21 protein-coding genes are annotated in these 16,526 nt (G+C 56.9%); 10 read left to right on the top strand and 11 right to left on the bottom strand.

Features of this window, described 5'->3' with window-relative positions; translation table 11 throughout:
- Positions 1-8: 8 nt before the first annotated feature.
- From AC2TEL_RS06555 to AC2TEL_RS06570, 4 genes are all read right to left on the bottom strand, one after another.
- Positions 9-392 (bottom strand): NADH:ubiquinone oxidoreductase subunit NDUFA12, encoded by a 384-nt coding sequence (locus AC2TEL_RS06555; protein WP_480902752.1) that lies wholly within the window; start codon positions 390-392, stop codon positions 9-11.
- A gap of 79 nt (positions 393-471) precedes the next feature.
- Positions 472-831 carry a RidA family protein gene (locus AC2TEL_RS06560; protein ID WP_480902753.1) on the bottom strand — a complete coding sequence of 120 codons (360 nt, stop codon included), beginning with the start codon at positions 829-831 and terminating at the stop codon, positions 472-474.
- Positions 832-899: 68 nt separating this feature from the next.
- Positions 900-2,165, bottom strand: coding sequence for an ATP-dependent Clp protease ATP-binding subunit ClpX (gene clpX, locus AC2TEL_RS06565; RefSeq protein ID WP_480840534.1), 1,266 nt, complete (start codon positions 2,163-2,165; stop codon positions 900-902).
- A gap of 133 nt (positions 2,166-2,298) precedes the next feature.
- Positions 2,299-2,931: an ATP-dependent Clp protease proteolytic subunit gene (locus AC2TEL_RS06570; protein WP_480840536.1), complete on the bottom strand. Its 633-nt coding sequence runs from the start codon at positions 2,929-2,931 to the stop codon at positions 2,299-2,301.
- Between the two features lie 343 nt (positions 2,932-3,274).
- Here AC2TEL_RS06570 and AC2TEL_RS06575 point away from each other — a divergent pair, with 343 nt between their 5' ends.
- From AC2TEL_RS06575 to AC2TEL_RS06585, 3 genes are all read left to right on the top strand, one after another.
- Positions 3,275-3,610, top strand: a complete 336-nt coding sequence (locus AC2TEL_RS06575) for an ArsR/SmtB family transcription factor (protein WP_480840540.1) — start codon at positions 3,275-3,277, stop codon at positions 3,608-3,610.
- A gap of 224 nt (positions 3,611-3,834) precedes the next feature.
- Positions 3,835-3,972, top strand: coding sequence for an entericidin A/B family lipoprotein (locus AC2TEL_RS06580; RefSeq protein ID WP_480840542.1), 138 nt, complete (start codon positions 3,835-3,837; stop codon positions 3,970-3,972).
- A gap of 1,068 nt (positions 3,973-5,040) precedes the next feature.
- Positions 5,041-5,199, top strand: a complete 159-nt coding sequence (locus tag AC2TEL_RS06585; RefSeq protein ID WP_480840544.1) for a hypothetical protein — start codon at positions 5,041-5,043, stop codon at positions 5,197-5,199.
- An 85-nt stretch (positions 5,200-5,284) separates the two neighbouring features.
- On the opposite strand, the gene AC2TEL_RS06590 is transcribed toward AC2TEL_RS06585, so the two are convergent.
- The 3 genes from AC2TEL_RS06590 to AC2TEL_RS06600 form a co-directional block, all read right to left on the bottom strand.
- Positions 5,285-5,734, bottom strand: a complete 450-nt coding sequence (locus tag AC2TEL_RS06590) for a hypothetical protein (RefSeq protein ID WP_480840545.1) — start codon at positions 5,732-5,734, stop codon at positions 5,285-5,287.
- A 172-nt stretch (positions 5,735-5,906) separates the two neighbouring features.
- Positions 5,907-6,260: a hypothetical protein gene (locus AC2TEL_RS06595; RefSeq protein WP_480902756.1), complete on the bottom strand. Its 354-nt coding sequence runs from the start codon at positions 6,258-6,260 to the stop codon at positions 5,907-5,909.
- A gap of 133 nt (positions 6,261-6,393) precedes the next feature.
- Positions 6,394-6,876 carry a hypothetical protein gene (locus AC2TEL_RS06600; RefSeq protein ID WP_480902758.1) on the bottom strand — a complete coding sequence of 161 codons (483 nt, stop codon included), beginning with the start codon at positions 6,874-6,876 and terminating at the stop codon, positions 6,394-6,396.
- A 232-nt stretch (positions 6,877-7,108) separates the two neighbouring features.
- Here AC2TEL_RS06600 and AC2TEL_RS06605 point away from each other — a divergent pair, with 232 nt between their 5' ends.
- The gene (locus AC2TEL_RS06605; RefSeq protein ID WP_480902760.1) at positions 7,109-8,053 is read left to right on the top strand and encodes an aldo/keto reductase; all 945 of its coding nucleotides are present in this window, start codon (positions 7,109-7,111) and stop codon (positions 8,051-8,053) included.
- 301 nt (positions 8,054-8,354) lie between these two features.
- The gene (locus AC2TEL_RS06610) at positions 8,355-9,248 is read left to right on the top strand and encodes an FRG domain-containing protein (protein WP_480902763.1); all 894 of its coding nucleotides are present in this window, start codon (positions 8,355-8,357) and stop codon (positions 9,246-9,248) included.
- 70 nt (positions 9,249-9,318) lie between these two features.
- Here AC2TEL_RS06610 and lepA read toward each other — a convergent pair whose 3' ends face one another.
- Positions 9,319-11,118 (bottom strand): translation elongation factor 4, encoded by a 1,800-nt coding sequence (gene lepA / locus AC2TEL_RS06615; RefSeq protein ID WP_480902765.1) that lies wholly within the window; start codon positions 11,116-11,118, stop codon positions 9,319-9,321.
- A gap of 163 nt (positions 11,119-11,281) precedes the next feature.
- On the opposite strand from lepA, the gene AC2TEL_RS06620 reads away from it, so the two are divergent.
- The 3 genes from AC2TEL_RS06620 (at position 11,282) to AC2TEL_RS06630 (ending at position 13,704) form a co-directional block, all read left to right on the top strand.
- Positions 11,282-12,388, top strand: a complete 1,107-nt coding sequence (locus AC2TEL_RS06620) for a Hint domain-containing protein (RefSeq protein WP_480840557.1) — start codon at positions 11,282-11,284, stop codon at positions 12,386-12,388.
- Positions 12,385-12,696 carry a hypothetical protein gene (locus tag AC2TEL_RS06625; protein WP_480840559.1) on the top strand — a complete coding sequence of 104 codons (312 nt, stop codon included), beginning with the start codon at positions 12,385-12,387 and terminating at the stop codon, positions 12,694-12,696. The genes AC2TEL_RS06620 and AC2TEL_RS06625 overlap by 4 nt, the downstream gene beginning before the upstream one ends.
- Before the next feature lie 66 nt (positions 12,697-12,762).
- Positions 12,763-13,704, top strand: a complete 942-nt coding sequence (locus tag AC2TEL_RS06630) for a LysR family transcriptional regulator (protein WP_480902767.1) — start codon at positions 12,763-12,765, stop codon at positions 13,702-13,704.
- Here the strand turns inward: AC2TEL_RS06630 and AC2TEL_RS06635 are convergent.
- On the bottom strand, positions 13,701-14,144 hold the full coding sequence (locus tag AC2TEL_RS06635; protein ID WP_480840563.1) for a low molecular weight protein-tyrosine-phosphatase: 444 nt from the start codon (positions 14,142-14,144) through the stop codon (positions 13,701-13,703). The genes AC2TEL_RS06630 and AC2TEL_RS06635 overlap by 4 nt on opposite strands.
- Before the next feature lie 29 nt (positions 14,145-14,173).
- Between AC2TEL_RS06635 and AC2TEL_RS06640 the strand changes: the two genes are divergently transcribed.
- Together AC2TEL_RS06640 and AC2TEL_RS06645 are read left to right on the top strand one after the other, a co-directional pair.
- Entirely contained in the window at positions 14,174-14,869 is a 696-nt protein-coding gene (locus AC2TEL_RS06640; RefSeq protein WP_480903092.1) for an NAD-dependent deacylase, read from the top strand.
- A 69-nt stretch (positions 14,870-14,938) separates the two neighbouring features.
- Positions 14,939-15,547: an HdeD family acid-resistance protein gene (locus AC2TEL_RS06645; RefSeq protein ID WP_480902769.1), complete on the top strand. Its 609-nt coding sequence runs from the start codon at positions 14,939-14,941 to the stop codon at positions 15,545-15,547.
- A 72-nt stretch (positions 15,548-15,619) separates the two neighbouring features.
- On the opposite strand, the gene AC2TEL_RS06650 is transcribed toward AC2TEL_RS06645, so the two are convergent.
- Both AC2TEL_RS06650 and AC2TEL_RS06655 read right to left on the bottom strand, forming a co-directional pair.
- Positions 15,620-16,084: a copper chaperone PCu(A)C gene (locus AC2TEL_RS06650; protein ID WP_480840567.1), complete on the bottom strand. Its 465-nt coding sequence runs from the start codon at positions 16,082-16,084 to the stop codon at positions 15,620-15,622.
- Between the two features lie 42 nt (positions 16,085-16,126).
- Positions 16,127-16,477, bottom strand: coding sequence for a hypothetical protein (locus AC2TEL_RS06655; protein WP_480902772.1), 351 nt, complete (start codon positions 16,475-16,477; stop codon positions 16,127-16,129).
- Positions 16,478-16,526: the final 49 nt, after the last annotated feature.

A 16,526-nucleotide genomic window follows, 5' to 3' on the forward strand; every position in this document is an offset into this window, starting at 1 on the left:
TGCCTCGCCTATTCCGGGCTCCAGGCCTCGTAATCCGTCCGTTCGACCGGATCGGGGCGGCGCAGCGAACCCGCGGGCGCGTAAGCCAGCGCCGTACCGGTCAAGTTCTCCTGATGCGGCTTTTCCCACGATTTGTGGGGCAGCGGCTTGTCCGTCGGTGGTTCATCCCATGTGCGGTGCAGCCACCCATGCCAGTCCGGATCAATGCGGCTGGCCTCGGCCTCGCCATTGAAAATCACCCAACGCTTGCTGTCATCGGAATTGCGGTAGAACACGTTGCCTTCGTCGTCCTCGCCAACCTTTACGCCCTTGCGCGCGGTGTAGATTTGCGTGTTCAGGGTGGCTCCGTTCCACCAGGTCACGGCCCGCAAAAGAGTGTTCAGGATTCCCATTGGCTGCCTCCGGCATTTCTGTTCCCGCAGATATGGACCAAAGGCGGGCCAAGGTCCAGTGCAACGAGGCCACCCTGCGTCATTCCAGCAAGAATGCAGTCACTTCAATTTCGATGCGGTATTTCGGGTCTATCAATCCGCACTCGATCATCGTTGCTGCAGGCGGATTGGCACCGAATGTTTCGGCAAGGATCGGCCAGCACGGCTCAAACTCAGCGCGATCCGGCAGCATGTAGGTGGCCCGAACGACATCCGCAAAGGTTGCACCTGCCTCAATCAGCGCCTTTTCGATGATCGAAAGGGCAGACCGGCATTGCTCGACCACATCATCGCCCTGCCCGACCGTGCCCGCAACATGAACCCAGCCGCCCGCTACGACGGCGCGACAATAACCGACTTTGGCTTCAAACTCTCCGCCGGACGAAATGCGTTTGATCATTGCTTTGCCCTTGTACGAAAAACGGCGCGGTCAAAGCCGCGCCGCATAATTTCATTGACTATCTGCGCTTAACCAGCCGAGGCCGACTCTGCCGCATCCGCATAGATGATCAAAGGCTGCTTGTCAGACGTCACAGCCTCTTCGTTCACCACAACCTCGGTGACGTTTTTCATCCCCGGCAGTTCGAACATCGTATCCAGCAGGATATCTTCGAGGATCGAACGCAGGCCACGCGCGCCGGTTTTGCGCTCAATGGCCTTTTTGGCGATCGCTTTCAGTGCGTCATCGGTGAACGCCAGCTCAGCATCTTCCAGTTCGAACAGACGCTGGTATTGCTTGACCAAAGCGTTTTTGGGGCTTGTCAGGATGGTGACCAAAGCATCTTCGTCCAGATCCTCAAGCGTTGCCAGCACCGGCAGACGTCCGACGAATTCCGGGATCAGACCGAATTTCAGCAGGTCTTCGGGCTCCAGTTCCTTGAAGATTTCGCCCACACCGCGTTCGTCATTTTCCCGCACGTCCGCGCCAAATCCCATGGCCGAACCTTTGCCGCGCTGCGCAATGATCTTGTCCAACCCGGCAAATGCACCACCGCAGATGAACAGAATGTTCGTCGTGTCCACTTGCAGGAATTCCTGCTGCGGATGCTTGCGCCCACCCTGTGGCGGAACACTGGCGACCGTACCTTCCATCAGCTTCAGCAACGCCTGCTGCACGCCTTCACCCGATACGTCACGGGTGATCGACGGGTTTTCCGATTTGCGCGTGATCTTGTCGACCTCGTCGATGTAAACGATGCCGCGCTGAGCGCGTTCGACGTTGTATTCGCTGGCCTGCAACAGCTTGAGGATTATGTTCTCAACGTCTTCACCCACGTAACCGGCTTCGGTCAGTGTGGTCGCGTCCGCCATTGTGAACGGAACGTCCAAAATGCGCGCCAATGTTTGGGCCAGCAGGGTCTTGCCGCAACCGGTCGGTCCAATCAGCAGGATATTCGACTTTGCCAACTCGATATCATTGCCCGCCTTCTGGGCATGATTCAAACGCTTGTAGTGGTTGTGAACGGCGACCGACAGAACACGCTTGGCGGTGGCCTGCCCGATGACATAATCGTCCAGAACTTCGCAGATATCCTTGGGTGTCGGCACACCATCCGAGGATTTCAGGCCGCTGGCCTTGGTTTCCTCGCGGATGATGTCCATGCACAGTTCAACGCATTCATCGCAGATAAATACGGTCGGACCGGCAATAAGCTTACGTACTTCATGTTGGCTTTTGCCGCAGAAGCTGCAGTAGAGCGTATTCTTACCGTCACCGCCTGAATTCGTCGCCATGTTCTACCTTTCGGGCTCCATCCCAGCGGCCCGCCCGGACCGCGTTTGCCGCCTTTGCCTGCAGCTTAGGCCAGCACTGTGGCAGCTACAATCTCAAAATCAATCCTCACGCACCTTGCGCGAGGTTTTGAACTCAGCCGTCATCGCCATCCATTTTCGCGCGGTTCTCGACGATTTCGTCGATGTGACCCCACTCCTTGGCCTCTTCCGGGCTCATGAAATTGTCGCGATCCAACGCCTTTTCAACCGCCTTTTTGGTCTGGCCGGTATGGCGAACGTAAATGTCATAAAGGCGATCCTTCAGCTTCTGCGTCTCGGCCGCGTGGATCATGATATCGCTGGCCTGGCCCTGATACCCGCCACTGGGCTGGTGCACCATGATGCGGCTGTTGGGCAGCGAAAACCGCATTCCCTTCTCACCACCGGCCAATAGCACGGAGCCCATCGACGCCGCCTGACCGATCACCAATGTGGAACATTTCGGCTTGATGTACTGCATTGTATCGTAAATCGACAAACCGCTGGTCACGACGCCGCCGGGCGAGTTGATGTAGATCGAAATCTCTTTGCTGGGGTTTTCGGCCTCAAGGTGCAGCAACTGCGCCACCACCAGATGGCTCATACCGTCGTGGATCGGACCGTTGATGAAAATGATCCGCTCTTTCAGAAGACGCGAAAAGATGTCGTAGGCGCGCTCACCCCGGCTGGTCTGTTCGACGACCATTGGGACGAGCGTATTCATGTAAGTGTCAACTGGATCGAACATTTCCTGACCTGCCTGCTTTGCTATGGATCGGGACATTACCCGAAGAGATGTTACCCGAGTCTTAGTGCTGCCACCGAGGGGCCGCAAGGGGTGCTGGAACGATCAGCAATTTCTGCTGTGAAACGGGCAATAAAGCCCGGCGTCCAGTTGGACAACCCGACCATCTTTTGTCGCCGGTTCCACGGTGCTGCCAATGCAATTCCTGAAAATCTTTTCTGTCCCATCACGCTATTTTGATTCATGCATATAGAATTAGATGAGCAAAAGTTGTACCAAGATAGCTCGCCTAAAGGGTGGTTCCAGTTGGCACAAAACACCCGCAGGACACGCAAGGAAATAGAAAATGGCTCTTCCCCAATTCTCGAACGACATGTCGTCGCAAAGCATGGATCAAATGGTCGAAAACGCCACGAAGGCTTCAAATTTTCTCAAGGCAATCAGCCACGAAGGCAGACTTATGATCCTGTGCCATCTGGTGTCCGGAGAAAAGTCGGTGACCCAGTTGGAAGAACTGCTTTCTGCCCGGCAAGCCGCCGTATCCCAACAATTGTCGAGGCTTCGTCTGGAAGGGCTTGTCGTCCCCCGCCGTGAAGGCAAGGCTATATTCTATCGTTTGGCGGATGACCGCCCCCGCCGGATTCTGGAAGTGGTCTACGAACTGTTCTGCGAAGCAAAGTAGCTCAACCCAGATGAGGGCTGACGCTTTCACCTGCATCTGAAAATTTGAACTGCTGACACCCCTTGCTTGGACAGACGAGGTGGGGAAGGCGTGCCGAAGTTGTGACCGGGTATTACGCGCTGCGTCTTACCCTGGGCATTAGGTTCGGAACGGCTTTGAAAAGCAGTGGCTTTGAACCCGGGAAACTGCTAGTCAAACCAAAACAAGCACTTATGGAGTTACAAATGATCCGCGCGATTCTGATTGGTTTGGCAATGTTCTCACTGACCGCTTGCGAAACGGCCAAAGGGGCTGGCAAAGATATCGAAAAAGCCGGTGACGCCATTCAGGGTGCGGCTACGGACGTTCAGGAAAACCTCTGAGTTTGGCCAAAATGTTGCGGGCCTTCGGAAATGGTCCGCAATATATAGTTGCGTTGCAATCCTGAACAGAGTAGCATGCTCAGTGTAGGTGCATAGACGCGGCATTGCATCATCTGACACTTCTACGGGGGTCCTTTGCGCAAGCAAAAGACCCCCGTTCCCGTTTCGAGGGCGATGAGTGGTAGCCTGTATGAACCCGGGGTTCAAGAAAAGGAAAAGGCGTCAGGTGCGCAGACGCGGTCTTTGCATGCATCCTTTCGGACACCCCTGACGCCTTACCGGTCCGACACGCCCGAGGGGCGTCCCGTTCCAGTTGCCCCGGCCCCGTTAAGGACCAAAGCCACTGCGCCACGCGCTATGTCGCGCCGCAGTACGCATCGGCTTTCTGAGAGGCTGATCATCTGATCCGAACATGACGTCCAATTCAGCTGACGAACCACCGGTAAGCTGCTGCAGCTCAAAACAGATCCTAAAATCCACTTTTGCCGCTGCGGCCCCCTAGGCCTGTGCGTCCCGCCCTGGTTCCTAAAAACCGTTGCGGTGATCAGACTGTTACATTCGCCTCATGATCCGACAAGAAAATAGCACTGCAGCATGAAAAATAGACGGGGATAAACTGTTGATATCTGCCGGGAAGGCGATGTGGATAACTCAAGAATGCGCGAATGCGTGCAGGGTTGACGGCGGAAAAGTTCAGCCAATCGGAAACACCCCTGTTTTTGGCAGTTTCTGCACCTGCAAAGGTCAAAGCGCCTTCCGCTGGACGGAATCGGCCCGATATGTACAACTTTCGGACCCAGATTCCTTCGAAACACGAACCCGGAGAATCGCCGTGGCGCAGAGTTCCAAGCAGCTGCCCTTCCGGAGCGGTTCGACACGTTGGAATTGGACTCTTGGCAAACCGATTGGCAGGGCAAAAACACAACCTGGCGGGTCTGGAAAACCGAAGCAGGGCAAATCCGAGATCTGCAAAACTACCCGGCTGGACATAGTCAGCATGCGGTTTGTGCGGGATTTGGTCTATGGGACTATACATCTGGGGAATGGAACCAGAGCCGGGCGTACCCAATGCCACCAAGCGACATCGCGCTGAAGGTCCGCAAGATCCAAATGACGCGTACCAAGGAACGCCGTATCCTGACACGCGGCAATCTGAACCCTGTCGCGGGTGCAGAATTGGTCGCCCGGCCCGTCCCCTCCCTGTGGAGACGATGGTTCCGTTTCTGAGAAGCGTTCCGGTCCGGCCGGGGCAACCAACTACATTCCGCCACAGCGGCACTTACCCCCTACTACCGCCCGGACCGGAACCGCTTCAGTTCACCTGCCGTTCCAGAACTGTGCTGTAAGTCGTTCCGTTGCGCAGGCTACGGAATTCGGCATAGATCTTGCCGTCTTCGTACCGGGCATCGATCAACGCGTTCGCGCCAATCACCAGCGGAGCGGTCTCTACGATTCCAATGGAACCCGAACCGTCAAGGCTGATCGTTCCCGTAGCTTCGTATTCGTTCCACTCGGTATCACCGTCTCGACGCCACTTGCTGGGGCCCCAAAAGACGTTGTTTTCTTGGATCTGAACATCCAGCATCCATTCGGCCTGATTGAAACGGGGTTCATTTCCGCCTCGGTAGTGGCTGGGTGAAACAGTCGTATACGACCCCAGCCATGTGCCGCGCAGGTCAGGCGTGTTGTCGGCCATTGCGGCTGTTCCAAGGGTTAGGCTCGTGGCCAGAGCGGCTGCTCCGGCAGTCATAAATCTGGTCATTGGCTCTCTCCTCCAAAACTCTGGGCCGTCGCTGGCCTGCTGAACAGATTGGGAGAGAAGGAGCCCGTTGCAACTTACCTAAGGGAAACTTCATGCTTGGTTTAGGCAAGCATTAGATGGCAGATGGCGTCCCGATTGGGATGGGCCCGAAAACCAAAATGTTTGTAGACACTTAGGCAAATATCGCGATCAGTTCCACCAGCCCGATGAGGCCGATCAGGACATTCGAGGTCAGGATCAACCCTTTTACGTTGCGCGACTTGAGGCCTCTGGCAAAGCTGGTTTGCGAAAATTCGTCGGTCATGTCATCCCGCAGGTTATCGACGTCTTCCAACGCGGTTTTGCCAGCGAGAATTCCGTAGGCAGCGGTCGCGATGACCAGAACGATCAGGACCAAAGAAATCCCCTCAGAGCCGAAGCCGATGATCGCGGCAATGGCGACATATGCGAAGATCGTGGTGCGCATGATGTGATAGTAATGGTCGAGACGACCCATCGAAATTTCAGTACGCAGTTTCGAATCCATTACACTTCTCCCTTGGAATAAACTGTTTGCAATACGCTGACAGTATCACCTTTTCGAAACTCCCGTAACGTAGTCACGCAACAAGACGCGGAAGCGATCCGCCTCCGCGCCCGTCTTACAATTCCGCCGGCTATCAGTCGATCGTGATGCTGCCTGTGATCGTGTTGACGAATTTCTTGGTGTCAGGATCAGTGAGCAACGAAAATGCTCCATTTCCCGACGCGTCAGCCCAGTTGCCAGTTCCGCCGGACACGGTCCAGTCCCCGGACAGTGCACCATCAGCACCGATACCGGTGGTTGTCCAACTCATCACTGCCTTGTCGCCCGAGCCGGTATCGAACACGCAATTGCCACCACCCGATACCTCGGCCCCGTTAACGAGCACCGCGCCGAAACAGGACCCGGTCGCGCCTTCCATCGGATTTCCGGCGGCAACTTCGAAACTGTCATAAGTGGTCAATGCCTTGATCACCGCGTGGCCGTCCGAGATGCCAAAAACCTCGTTCCCGTTCACCCCCATGCCCTTGCCGGCTGCGTCATAGGTCTCGGCATTGGCCGCGATGGACAGGCCGATAGCAAATACTGTAATTGCGGTCGTTTGTAAGAACTTGTGCATAATAACCTCTCATTTCTGAGGTTCTGGCGTTGCAAGTGCCTGAAAAACAAGGCGGCCTGAACGCGGTCCCCCAAGCAGATAGTATCACATTGATACATCTGCGTCTAAAGGCGCCCCCTCTTTTCGAAGACGGTAAAATGCTCTGCCGCTTGGCCTCAAATTTCCACAAACTTGCGCCAGGGAACCAACCCGTACAGTATTCATACATTCAGATGGGGGCTGGGAGGGTGTCATGGCGGCACATCAGGAAATAGGTCAAACCGGAGTTCGTATCCCTCGAATAGGGTTTGGCTCAACCGGTATCGGTAGCATTCCGCAGATCTATGGATACGAAGTCGACGAAGATCGGGCGCGGAACACCTTGCGCACGATCCTTGCCCGTCCCGATGGCTTCATCGACACTGCCCGCGGCTATGCGATGGGGCGCAGCGAAGAACGCATCGGGCATGTCATCCGCGAACTGGGAGGCTGGCCCGAAGGCCGGGTCCTGTCCACGAAAATCGACCGGGACATGGAGAGCAGCGTTTTCGACGCGGCCCAGGCGCGGCGGTCCTTCGAGCAGAGCCTTGAGGCGCTGGGTGTGGACCGCGTGGATATCCTTCACCTGCACGACCCGGAATACGCGGCCGACGTGACGGAGATCACCCGCAGCGGCGGCGCGCTGGACGAGCTGTTCCGGATCAAAGAGGAAGGTCTTGCAACCGCCGTTGGTCTGGCAGGCGGACGACTGGACGTGCTGATGCCGATGCTGCGCGACCGGGATTTCGACGTGGTGATGACGCATAACCGGCACACGCTTGTGAACGTGAACGCGGCACCGTTGATCGAACTGGCCAATGCGAAGGGCGTGACGGTTCTGAACGCCGCACCTTATGCGGGGGGCGTTCTGGCCAAGGGCAGCGCGCTGCATCACTTCTACGTCTATCGGCCGGCAACAGATGAGGCGCTCGACCCCGTGCGCAAGGTCGAGGAAATCTGTGCCCGCCACGACGTCCCCATGGGCGCGCTGGCGCTGCAATTCTCGATGCGGGACGCAAATATTGCCGCAACGGTGTGTGGCGTAACATGGCCGCAGCATGTGGAGCAGACGCTCGAATGGGCCGATTGGGACATTCCGGAGGCCGTTTGGAGCGAGCTTGCCGAGCTTGGTCAGAGCGACACTGATCCTGAGGCGTGAATCTCTGACCTGAACGGACGGAGCCCCCGGGGGGCAGCCGCGTTTGCGACAGTTGATCAAAAGAGAAGAGGGCAGCGCCGGCCCGAGGGGTGGCGCAAACGCGCCGCCCGTTTTGCCGGAGGCAAACCTCCGGTTTGACGGGGGCGGGTCGGCGCGGCCCGGCGGTGCCGCCGAGTGGTTCAATTTATCGCAGGTTTTAAGTTGGCGAATGCACACTCCGGGTTTGTTCGCTAGCTTGAATTCAACTGCGTCTCCGTAGTAGCAAGACCCAATAGTAAAAACCGCATTGTGAAGATTGAATATGGGAAGACCGATAACGAGCCTAGAAGGCTTCGTTCGAAAGGTTGCGAAACTAGCTAGCGAGAAGAAATACACGAATTTATTGTATCGTGGCCATTCGAAGCAGGAGTACGAACTAAAGCCATCAGTATTTCGGAGCAAAAACCATCGTCAGTCCGAACACTTGATGATGCGCCAGCTTTTAGCCTCTCACCCCTCTGAATTTCACCAAGACTCGACGAATTTTGATCGGCTGGTTAGAGCACAACACTACGGCCTACCTACAAGGCTACTGGATGTGTCCAGCAATCCTCTCGTGGCTCTTTATTTTGCTGCAGCCGCAAACCCTGGGACAAACGGGCAAGTGGTTGTTTTAAAACCCGAGATAAGCAAACAAAAGTACTTTGACAGCGATACTGTAAGCTGCATGTCCGCGCTTGCGCTTCTCAAAAACAACGAAAAAGACCAGATTCGACGTCTTTTGAAGGAGCTTTGGGATCAAGCGTACGATAGCTCAAAAGAGTCGTCCCAAGTTTTGAGCAAGGAGTTTAACCAAGTAATCGTCGAAGAATTCAACGAACACGAAGTGATAAAAACGCTCCTTCAACTCGTTAGGATCGAGAAACCGAACTTTCGGCCAATTCTATACCCAATGGACATTATTAAAATAGTCTCGGTTGTTCCCAAGAAAACCCACCCTAGAATATCCGCTCAAAGCGGAGCATTTTTACTTTTTGGGCTGGGTAGCCGGCCCAACGACTTGAACATGCCGGACGTTGCGATAGAGAAATTCAACATTTCTGGAGCCTCCAAGGTTAGAATCCTAGAAGAGCTGCGATCCGTAGGAATTTCAGAGGATTCACTTTTCCCCGAAATTGAGAAATCTGCTATTCAGATATCAAGGCGATATTCTTGATTGCTTGAGGTTCAATACCGCAGGCAAAAAATCGACCTATAACCTCGACTGCCACTCAAAATGGACAGCCTTAGCTGTCCATTTTGAGTGCTGAAATAAACGCCTCCTGCGGGATGTCGACCTTCCCGAACTGGCGCATCTTTTTCTTACCCGCCTTCTGCTTGTCCAGCAGTTTGCGTTTCCGCGTGGCGTCGCCTCCGTAGCACTTCGCCGTCACATCCTTGCGCAGGGCCGAGAGGGTCTCGCGGGCGATGACCTTGCCTCCGATGGCCGCCTGAATCGGGATTTTGAACATGTGGCGCGGGATCAAATCTTTCAGCTTTTCGCACATCGCCCGGCCCCGCATCTCGGCCCGGTCGCGGTGAACCATGGTCGACAGCGCATCCACCGGTTCGTCATTCACTAGCACCGACATCTTGACCAGATTATCCTCGGTATAGCCGGTCATCTGGTAATCGAACGAGGCATAGCCCTTGGTCACCGATTTCAGGCGATCGTAGAAGTCGAAGACGACCTCGTTCAGCGGCAGGTCATAGACGACCATGGCGCGGGAGCCTGCATAGGTCAGGTCCAGCTGGATGCCGCGGCGGTCCTGACACAGTTTCAGCACGTCGCCGAGGTATTCATCCGGCACGAGGATGGTGGCCTTGATGCGGGGTTCTTCGAGGTGGTCGACCTTGGAGAGGTCGGGCATGTCGGCGGGGTTGTGCAGCTCGATCATCTCGCCGTCTTTCATGAAGACGTGGTAGATCACGCTGGGAGCGGTGGTGATGAGCTCGATATCATATTCGCGTTCGATGCGGTCGCGGATGACTTCGAGGTGGAGGAGGCCCAGGAAGCCGCAGCGGAAGCCGAAGCCGAGGGCGGCGGAGGTTTCCATTTCGTAGGAGAAGGAGGCGTCGTTCAGGGCCAGTTTGTCGATGGCGTCGCGGAGGTCTTCGAATTCGGCTGAGTCCACGGGGAAGAGGCCGCAGAACACCACCGGTTGGGCGGGTTTGAAGCCCGGCAGGGCGTCCTCGGTGCCGTTGCGGTCGTTGGTGATGGTGTCGCCGACGCGGGTGTCGCGGACCTGTTTGATCGAGGCGGTGAGGAAGCCGATCTCACCGGGGCCGAGGCTGTCCACCATCTCCATCTCGGGGCGAAAGACGCCGACGCGGTCGACATGGTGCAGGGTGCCGTTCGACATGAACTTGACCCGCATGCCCTTTTTCAGCGTGCCGTCCATGATGCGGACCAGAACGATGACGCCGAGATAGGCGTCGTACCACGAATCCACCAGCATCGCCTTGAGAGGCGCATCCAGATTGCCCTGCGGCGCGGGCAGTTGTTTTACGATGGCCTCAAGCGTCTCGTGGATGCCCTGCCCCGTTTTGGCGCTGACCTGAATGGCGTCGGTCGCGTCGATGCCAATCACATCCTCGATCTGTTCGGCCACGCGGTCGCAGTCGGACGCGGGCAGATCGATCTTGTTCAGCACCGGCACGATCTCATGATCGGCATCAATGGCCTGATAGACATTCGCCAGCGTCTGCGCCTCAACCCCTTGGGTCGAGTCCACGACCAGCAGCGAGCCTTCGACCGCGCGCATGGAACGTGAGACCTCATAGGCAAAGTCCACGTGGCCGGGGGTATCGATCAGGTTCAGCACGTATTGCTCACCATTATCGGCGGTATAGTCGATGCGGACGGTGTTGGCCTTGATGGTGATGCCCCGTTCCCGCTCGATATCCATGCTGTCGAGCAGCTGTTCCTTCATGTCGCGATCCTTGACCGTTCCGGTCTCTTGAATGAGCCGGTCAGCAAGGGTGGATTTGCCATGGTCGATATGCGCGACGATGGAGAAATTGCGGATATGAGCGAGGTCTGTCATGAAGTGGGATATGTCCGGAGTTTTGAGCCTCGTCAAGCGTTGAAGCGTTGCAGAAATGGCCACAACGAGGTCTTTCTGCCTAACCGCATTTACCGGTTTTTGGCGAATGAGTAGGATGCTGGCACCGAACGGACCGACCACTAATCAGAGAGCAATTTAACCGTTGGCCGATTATTCGATCTTTGTACTTGGTGAAAGCCAGTTGTCGATCTCGGTGCCACAGGGGCTGGACGGCATCAATCAGGGCACCGGGATTCACCTGATCGGTGAGACCATTACAATTGACTCGCGAGCCGCGACAGAAGTCTTCATCTCCGATGCCGGTAGCGACACAAACTTTGCGGACAATGACGGAAATCAGCGCCTGAATGGCGACCAGACAATAGACGGGACGCTGTACAGCGATGGCACAAGAGTTGAAGCCGAATATGGCATTACGCTGACGGATGGCACGAATACATGGCAGGCAGTTGCATTTAATGTGAATAACTCGTCCCCGGCGTTCGGCACGGTCGAGGGGATCGCCTTTATTGGCGGTCCAGGAGGATTCCCCCCGGCAGGCGTTCCGCTAACAGTTGTCGGTACGCAGGAAGGGCCAAGTTTTAACGAGAATGAGTATGTCACTCCGATCTGCTATGCCAGCGGAACGCAGATCGAAACCGGCAAAGGGTGTATTCCCATCGAAGCTTTGCGTCCAGGTGACAAGGTTTGGACACTGGACGATGGCTATTTACCGGTGCAATGGACAGGATCACAGGATGTTGTCACGACGGGTCCGTTCCGGCTGGTCGACATCGCCGCAAACGTCCTGTCCAATTTTGCGCCTCTGCGAGTTTCGCAACAGCACAGGATGTTGATCTCCCATCCTCAGGCCGAGTTGCTTTTTGCCGCGCCCGAGGTTTTTGTACCCGCCATTAGTCTCGTTGATGCAGGGGTCGCGTCCCTTTCTGATGACAAAGCAACGCGTTATCATCACTTCCTGCTGGACCATCACAGTATCGTCCGGGCCAATGGTGCCGCGTCAGAAAGCCTTCTGGCATCCACTTCGGTTGATCAATCAAATCCCGACAGCTTGTTCTTTCCAGAGCTTGCGGGGCGCATTTCGACATCAACGAAAACAGCCAGACCATCCTTGAAACGTCGGGAAGCTGCATTCTTGATACGAACAATCTTGTCCATTGATCCAGCGGGTTGTTTGATTCATACTTCCGCGCAGACCGAGAGGGGCACCAGATCTCTCCGGGCAGGCAAAAACGAGGCAAGGGCATGAAACAGCTCCTTTTTATCGCATTCTGTGCAACATCACTGACAGCAGTGGTTCCGCAGGTCGCGGAGGCGGCCAAAATCAAACAAGCGTGTCTGGCGTCCGACCGCCAGGCAGCGACGCGGGCGCGGTGCAGTTGTATTCAGCGGGTGGCCAATCAGGCGCTCACCCGCAGCGATCAGAAAACCGTTGCCAAATGGTTCACCGACCCCCATCAGGCGCAGGAGTTGAAAATGTCGCAGACCGCGCGCGATGATGCGCTGTGGGATCGGTATCAGAACTTTGGCCAGATGGCGCAGGCGATCTGCAACTGAGCCGCTCACAATCCTTGACGTGATGCCTGCTGCGCCTCAGAAATGGCGCAGTGAAAGGTGTATCTTATGGTGATGAAAGGGCTGACCCTGCGCGGGCTCGAAGTGTTCGAAGCTCTGGCGCGGACGGGATCGGTGGCACAAGCCGCCGAGATCACGGGGCTCAGTCAGCCATCGGTGTCTCAACAATTGCGCAATCTGGAAAACGCTTTGGGCACTGAATTGGTGGATCACGGTCGCCGTCCGATGCGTCTGACGCAGGCCGGGCGCAGCTTTCTGGCTAGAACCGAAGCTGTTCTGGCCGAGCTGCAGATGGCCCAGAGCGAACTGACCGTGATGGATCTGGGTCATCTGACAACCCTGTCCATCGGATTGATCGACGATTTCGACAACGACCTGACACCGCGCCTGGCGACGATGCTGGCCGACAGCCTGACCCGGTCGAAATTCAAGCTGATAACACTGCCCAGCCTCGAGATATTCGAGGAGCTGGAGTCACAACGCTTGCATCTGGCCGTCTCTGCTCATAGCGGCGAGGTATTGGAGGGCGTTGTTGAATACCCTCTGGTGCAGGATCCGTTTATTCTGGTGGCTCCTAAAGGTGTGGAAAATGCCATGCGAGACCTGCCCTTTCTGCGCTATGCCCGCGAACAATTGATCAGCCGCCAGATCGAAAGCCATCTGGCGCGACAGCAGTTGGAGTTCGAGGAACGATTCGAAATCGGTTCGCACCTGGCGCTGATGGCGATGGTGGCGCGCGGTTTGGGCTGGGCGATCACTACGCCGCTGGGTTATATGCGGGCGGCACGCTTTCACGACGGAATGGATGTGCATCCTGCTCCGTTCGGAGAGTTCTCGCGCACGATTTCACTGTTTACCCGCACCGACTGGTCCGATCAGGTCCCGCAAGAGGTGGCAGAGATGATCCGGCGGCTCATGCAGAGCCAGATCATTGACCCGGCCATTGCGCAGGTGCCATGGCTGGACGGACGCCTGAAGGTGTTGGGTTAAGTGTCCAAGTGTGCCGCGAGCCCTGCAGCTGCTGCTTGAATCAGGTCCAGCGCGCCTTCGAAATCGCGCGTGTAATAGGGGTCGGGGACATGGTCAGCACCGGTGTGTTGCGCGAAATCGGTTAACAGGCACACGGGCGTTTCGTTGCCCCTTGGGCGCAGTTGCTCGATGTCGGCGATGTTGTTGGCGTCCATCCCGATGATCATGTCGAACCGATCGAAATCCGCCGCAGTGAATTGCCGCGCCCTCAGATCGCTGAGGTCGATACGCCGAGCCTGTGCCGCCTTTAGCATCGGACCGTACGGCGGGCTCCCGATATGCCAGCCCGACGTCCCGGCACTGTCGATGTCATGATGCGGCGCAAGGCTTCGAAAGGCGCCTTCCGCAGCGGGAGATCGGCATATGTTGCCCAAACAGACGAAAAGGATACGGTGTGTCATGGATCAAGGGTTTAGCGCGCGAGGCGTCGATGGAAAAGATCGTCATCCTGACCGGAGCCGGAATCTCGGCAGAAAGCGGTTTGAGCACATTCCGCGATGAAGGCGGTTTGTGGGCGCAACATCGGATCGAGGATGTCGCCACGCCCGAAGGGTTCGCCCGCGATCCGGCACTGGTGCACGGTTTTTACAACGCGCGGCGAGTTCATGCGGCAAAGGCGCAGCCCAACCCGGCTCATGTCGCGCTGGCTCGACTGCAGCGGGACTGGCCGGGCGACGTCATCATTGTCACGCAAAACGTCGACGGGCTACACGAGGCCGGCGGGGCCAAAGGTGTGATCCACATGCACGGCATTCTTGCTGGTGCATTATGTGCGGCTTGTGGTCATCGCTGGCCCGCGCCGCCCGAAATGGCGGTGGATGAAACCTGCCCATCGTGCCGCGCACCAACGGCCCGGCCCGACGTTGTCTGGTTCGGCGAGATGCCCTATCGCATGGACGAAATCTATGATCATCTGGCCGAGGCCCGGATCTTTGCCGCCATCGGTACATCTGGTCAGGTCTACCCCGCGGCAGCTTTCGTGCACGAGGCCATCGCGGCGGGCGCTCAGACAGTCGAGTTAAACCTTGAACCCTCGGTCGGAGTGTCCAGCTTTGATGAAACACTGTTCGGCCCGGCCACCGAAACCGTCCCACGCTGGGTGGATGGGCTACTCGGGCAGCGATGACATCGAAATCAGCAGACAGACGAGGAATCTGTCGTCTATGCTGCACCCAACTCTTATCGAAAGTGCGTTATGACAGAACCAGATACAAAAAGCGGTGAAATCCTTGATGACGGCAGCATCCGGTCGCGCGATGCGCTGAGTGATAACCTTGCGAACCTTTGGTGGACATTCCTGTTGCGTGGAGTTTTGGCCGTCTTGGTGGGCATTGCGGCGTTGTTCTGGCCCACCGGCAGCATTTCTTTGCTGCTGCGGCTGGTGGGGTTGCTGCTGGTTCTCGACGGTGGCCTGACGCTGCTGGGCTTCGGTCGCCGTGGCTTGATCGGCGGCGTCGGGGTCGGAGCGGTTCTGATCGGACTGGTGTTGCTGATCTGGCCCGAGGGCGCGGCCCGGTTGGCGTTCTTCCTGTTGGGTGCCTGGGCGCTGATCATGGCTATCGGCTCGCTGATGGCCTTGTCCCAGATGCATGAGCGGGATCCGGAACGGGCGACAGTGCGAAACTCGGGCATAGTGGCGCTGGTGATCGGATTGGTGCTGATCTTCTGGCCCGGAAGTGGCCTGGTCGCTCTGGGATGGGCCATCGCGTTTTCGGCCCTTGCCATTGCAGTGGTTATGTTTTTCCTCGCCGCCAGGTTCAAAAGCGCCGGCGACCGTTTGGCCATGCGCACCATCAACCGGTAACGCAACAGACCGGGCATTGCCCGGTCTGACGCATGGATGAAGGCCGCTTGCGGCCCGAAGACGGGCATCGCCTTAGTTGGAATGCGCCCCGGCGTCGTGACGTTCCAGATCGACGGGAATATCGATCTGAACTTCGCCCGCCTGCTCAAAGATCAGCGTCACTGGCACAAGTGCGCCGTGCTCGAAAGGCTGCGTCAGCCCCATGAACATCACGTGATCGCCGCCGCGTTTCAGCTTGTGGCTCTCGCCCGCGGGGATCACGAAGCCTTCCTCGACATGGACCATCTTGGCGACGCCATTCTCATCGATCTTGTGGGTGTGCAACTCGACCCGAGCGGCGACATCCGATGTTGCTCTGATCAGGCGGTCATCTGTTTCGCCTTCGTTGACGATCACCATGAACGCCCCGCCTGCTTTGGCATTCTGACCGGACGACCGGGCATAGGCGTCATCCACCTTGATATCTCCTCCGGCCAAAGCGGTAGTCGCAAGCGTTGCAGCGGCCAGAGTGGCCAGAATTCTGGATTTGAAGGACATCATGCCTCTCCTAAGTACATTGTCTGAAGATTGTGCAGGGAATCAGACAGCAACAGGAGGCGCCCGGGCCGGCGTCTGCGGAACCGGTGCGGCGATCAGACCATTGACGCGTTGTGGTTTTTCGTGCGGCGTCTGGTTGGGCGCGTGTGGCAGGTCAGTCAGCGAGGCAAGAACCGCGCCCAGAAGCGACAGCGCGTAGTCCGGACAATAATGAGGAGCGCCGGTCGGTTGACCATCTTCGTCCATGTAGACAACGACAGGGCCGGTTCCGGTGCACAGAACCATCTGGCCGACGGCTCGGTCGACCCCGCGTGAAGCGGCGACCCCCTGACCGGTCAGAATGACCAGCAAAGACAAGATCACTGGCAGAAAAATTCGATACGCAGTCGTCATGGTGATCTGAGATATAGGTTGGGAAATTCCCGGGCTTCAAGCACTGATC

The sequence above is a fragment of the Ruegeria sp. HKCCD9138 genome (assembly GCF_057220975.1).

Bases quoted from the DNA above. Each gene is read 5' to 3' on its own strand.
- AC2TEL_RS06580 (WP_480840542.1), top strand. From the start codon at position 3,835: ATGATCCGCGCGATTCTGATTGGTTTGGCAATGTTCTCACTGACCGCT.
- clpX (WP_480840534.1), bottom strand. From the start codon at position 2,165: ATGGCGACGAATTCAGGCGGTGACGGTAAGAATACGCTCTACTGCAGC.
- AC2TEL_RS06570 (WP_480840536.1), bottom strand. From the start codon at position 2,931: ATGTTCGATCCAGTTGACACTTACATGAATACGCTCGTCCCAATGGTC.
- AC2TEL_RS06560 (WP_480902753.1), bottom strand. From the start codon at position 831: ATGATCAAACGCATTTCGTCCGGCGGAGAGTTTGAAGCCAAAGTCGGT.
- AC2TEL_RS06645 (WP_480902769.1), top strand. From the start codon at position 14,939: ATGACAGAACCAGATACAAAAAGCGGTGAAATCCTTGATGACGGCAGC.
- AC2TEL_RS06555 (WP_480902752.1), bottom strand. From the start codon at position 392: ATGGGAATCCTGAACACTCTTTTGCGGGCCGTGACCTGGTGGAACGGA.
- AC2TEL_RS06575 (WP_480840540.1), top strand. From the start codon at position 3,275: ATGGCTCTTCCCCAATTCTCGAACGACATGTCGTCGCAAAGCATGGAT.
- AC2TEL_RS06630 (WP_480902767.1), top strand. From the start codon at position 12,763: ATGGTGATGAAAGGGCTGACCCTGCGCGGGCTCGAAGTGTTCGAAGCT.
- AC2TEL_RS06595 (WP_480902756.1), bottom strand. From the start codon at position 6,260: ATGGATTCGAAACTGCGTACTGAAATTTCGATGGGTCGTCTCGACCAT.
- AC2TEL_RS06655 (WP_480902772.1), bottom strand. From the start codon at position 16,477: ATGACGACTGCGTATCGAATTTTTCTGCCAGTGATCTTGTCTTTGCTG.
- AC2TEL_RS06605 (WP_480902760.1), top strand. From the start codon at position 7,109: ATGGCGGCACATCAGGAAATAGGTCAAACCGGAGTTCGTATCCCTCGA.
- AC2TEL_RS06590 (WP_480840545.1), bottom strand. From the start codon at position 5,734: ATGACCAGATTTATGACTGCCGGAGCAGCCGCTCTGGCCACGAGCCTA.
- AC2TEL_RS06600 (WP_480902758.1), bottom strand. From the start codon at position 6,876: ATGCACAAGTTCTTACAAACGACCGCAATTACAGTATTTGCTATCGGC.
- AC2TEL_RS06635 (WP_480840563.1), bottom strand. From the start codon at position 14,144: ATGACACACCGTATCCTTTTCGTCTGTTTGGGCAACATATGCCGATCT.
- AC2TEL_RS06650 (WP_480840567.1), bottom strand. From the start codon at position 16,084: ATGTCCTTCAAATCCAGAATTCTGGCCACTCTGGCCGCTGCAACGCTT.
- lepA (WP_480902765.1), bottom strand. From the start codon at position 11,118: ATGACAGACCTCGCTCATATCCGCAATTTCTCCATCGTCGCGCATATC.
- AC2TEL_RS06610 (WP_480902763.1), top strand. From the start codon at position 8,355: ATGGGAAGACCGATAACGAGCCTAGAAGGCTTCGTTCGAAAGGTTGCG.
- AC2TEL_RS06625 (WP_480840559.1), top strand. From the start codon at position 12,385: ATGAAACAGCTCCTTTTTATCGCATTCTGTGCAACATCACTGACAGCA.
- AC2TEL_RS06640 (WP_480903092.1), top strand. From the start codon at position 14,174: ATGGAAAAGATCGTCATCCTGACCGGAGCCGGAATCTCGGCAGAAAGC.
- AC2TEL_RS06585 (WP_480840544.1), top strand. From the start codon at position 5,041: ATGCCACCAAGCGACATCGCGCTGAAGGTCCGCAAGATCCAAATGACG.